Source organism: Sulfurovum sp. (genome assembly GCF_041562805.1).
Lineage (GTDB): Bacteria > Campylobacterota > Campylobacteria > Campylobacterales > Sulfurovaceae > Sulfurovum.
The window spans coordinates 1-1946 of the sequence record NZ_JBFFOH010000272.1; the positions used below are offsets into that span (position 1 = coordinate 1).

Below are 1946 nucleotides of genomic sequence, written 5' to 3' on the forward strand. Positions count from 1 at the left end.
AAAATCGTCTGCATCCAGTGATGAGCCCCAAGAACGGGCATCATACATGTACGCTTTTATCTCCCATTTTTCATCGGGTCTGTAGGTGAGGCCGGCAATGATCTGCTGCAGGTAGATCGTGTCATCTGAGTTACCTCTGACATCTCCGTTCGCATCGATTGCGTCATCGCCGTAAGCCGCTTTGTTGACGCCGCTGTAGATGTCTGCACGACCACGATAGTGGCCGCTGAAGATAAGGTTATCAGCCGTCTGTTCTTTGAGTTGAGGCGGTGTTGACACATTTTGCTCAGCGTTAAGCAACGCGAAAGTAAAAAGCAAAAGGTATCTGTACATTATTTTTGTGCAGTGTTGGCTTGTTTAAGAAGTTTTAAAAAGAATGGAGCAGTTTTGCCGCCTACAAGTGTTTCTCGCAGCTTAGTACCGTCAGAAGAGATAAAATGAAAGACAGGTGTGACATTGACTTGAAAATCTTTCGGTGCATCGTTTTTGTGAATATCCAATGCAACAGCGACATAGTGCTGATCGAGGTAGGCAACAACCTCTTTATCGGTAAAGACATTCTCTTTCATATAGGCACATGAACCGCACCCTTTTTTATTCATAAACAGCAGCATAGGTTTGTTCTGAGACTTGGCACTCTTTTGTGCTTCTGAATATGAGTAGAACCACGCCGGTTCACTTGCATTAAGTCCAAGTGTAAGTAGAATAGATAATAGAAGGATCTTCCGCATTATGTTCCTTGGTTATTTAGCGCTATTGCTAAATTGTTGATAAAATATTAGACTACGAGGCCTTAAAGATGAGTTAATTGTCTAAATTGCTAAATAGCCTCTTTAGTGTTATCAAACTGATAAATGACGCCCGACTCATGCTCTTTTACCAACGTGGTAAAACATTCCGCTATCTCTTTTATGGTCTCAATGTTGGGCTCAATGTATATTTTGTTTTTATGTTTAGTCATAGTGATGATCCCGGCGTCTTTTAACTCTTTTAGATGTCTGGAGATCGTAGGCAGTGCAAAGTCAAACTGGTCAGCTATACTCGTAACACACGTCGCCTGCGCAATAATGTCATCTTGAGGTTTTGTATTGTCAACAGAGCAGGCGTAACTGCCCGTAAATATGTTTTTAAATATCTTAAAACGGGTCTCATGCCCTAAAGCTTTAAATATTTTGACTTTATCATCCATCTCTAACATGACATTTTTCCTTATGCACTTGACTTGATTTTGAAAATTATTATATCATAGCAGCATCTATTTAGCGAATTAGCTAAACACCTAAAAGGAATGTTTTGATATTTATACATGCGGCAAAATTTACATGTGAAGAGATTGAAGATAGGATAGAAGAGGAGGCAAAGGTTTATAGCTTGATGTTGAAAAAGCATTTTCCTTTTTCTAAAAATCTTCCGGAGAACGGGTATGCGATCAAAGAACATGCCAGCGTATTTGAATTTTGTGATCCATCAGTCGCGGCAAAACTTTTAAATACCCAGCCTTCGCTCAATGTTTTAATGCCGTGCCGGATCTCTGTCTATGAAAAAGATGGCAGCTCATTTGTCTCAACACTGGATCTTAGTGCCATTTTAGAGTCCCTAGAGTGTGAAGATGATTTAAAAGCAGAGATATTGGCTCTATACGACAAAATGCGTCTGCTTATAAAAAGATTCTAAATCTGGACGAATCTGGACAAAATGTCTTTCTACTGCTGTTTAGAAGTCAGCGAATAAGCTTTATCGTTCGGGCTGAGCAAAACTATTCCTCTCCCTAAGCCAACTACGTATAGAATAAGAGAATAAAAGAGCAGGGAGCACAATGAATTCGAGCTTTGCCACCATAGACTGGGTTATCTTTGCCTCTTATTTTATTGTTCTGATCATCAGTTCCATACTTCTCAGTCAAACCAAGATAGAAAACTCCCGTGACTACTTCGTCGGGGGCAACG

3 protein-coding genes and 1 pseudogene are annotated in these 1946 nt (G+C 40.2%); 1 reads left to right on the forward strand and 3 read right to left on the reverse strand.

What is annotated here, in order from left to right:
• From ABYK33_RS15670 to ABYK33_RS15680, 3 genes and pseudogenes are all read right to left on the reverse strand, one after another.
• Positions 1–333, reverse strand: a pseudogene (locus ABYK33_RS15670) (hypothetical protein); the annotation flags it as partial.
• The gene (locus ABYK33_RS15675; RefSeq protein WP_373034254.1) at positions 333–731 is read right to left on the reverse strand and encodes a thioredoxin family protein; all 399 of its coding nucleotides are present in this window, start codon (positions 729–731) and stop codon (positions 333–335) included. The gene ABYK33_RS15675 and the pseudogene ABYK33_RS15670, both read right to left, overlap by 1 nt.
• A gap of 89 nt (positions 732–820) precedes the next feature.
• Positions 821–1198, reverse strand: a complete 378-nt coding sequence (locus ABYK33_RS15680) for an ArsR/SmtB family transcription factor (protein WP_373034255.1) — start codon at positions 1196–1198, stop codon at positions 821–823.
• A gap of 95 nt (positions 1199–1293) precedes the next feature.
• Here ABYK33_RS15680 and ABYK33_RS15685 point away from each other — a divergent pair, with 95 nt between their 5' ends.
• Positions 1294–1674 (forward strand): DUF302 domain-containing protein, encoded by a 381-nt coding sequence (locus ABYK33_RS15685; RefSeq protein WP_373034256.1) that lies wholly within the window; start codon positions 1294–1296, stop codon positions 1672–1674.
• Positions 1675–1946: the final 272 nt, after the last annotated feature.

Bases quoted from the DNA above. Each gene is read 5' to 3' on its own strand.
- ABYK33_RS15675 (WP_373034254.1), bottom strand. From the start codon at position 731: ATGCGGAAGATCCTTCTATTATCTATTCTACTTACACTTGGACTTAAT.
- ABYK33_RS15680 (WP_373034255.1), bottom strand. From the start codon at position 1,198: ATGTTAGAGATGGATGATAAAGTCAAAATATTTAAAGCTTTAGGGCAT.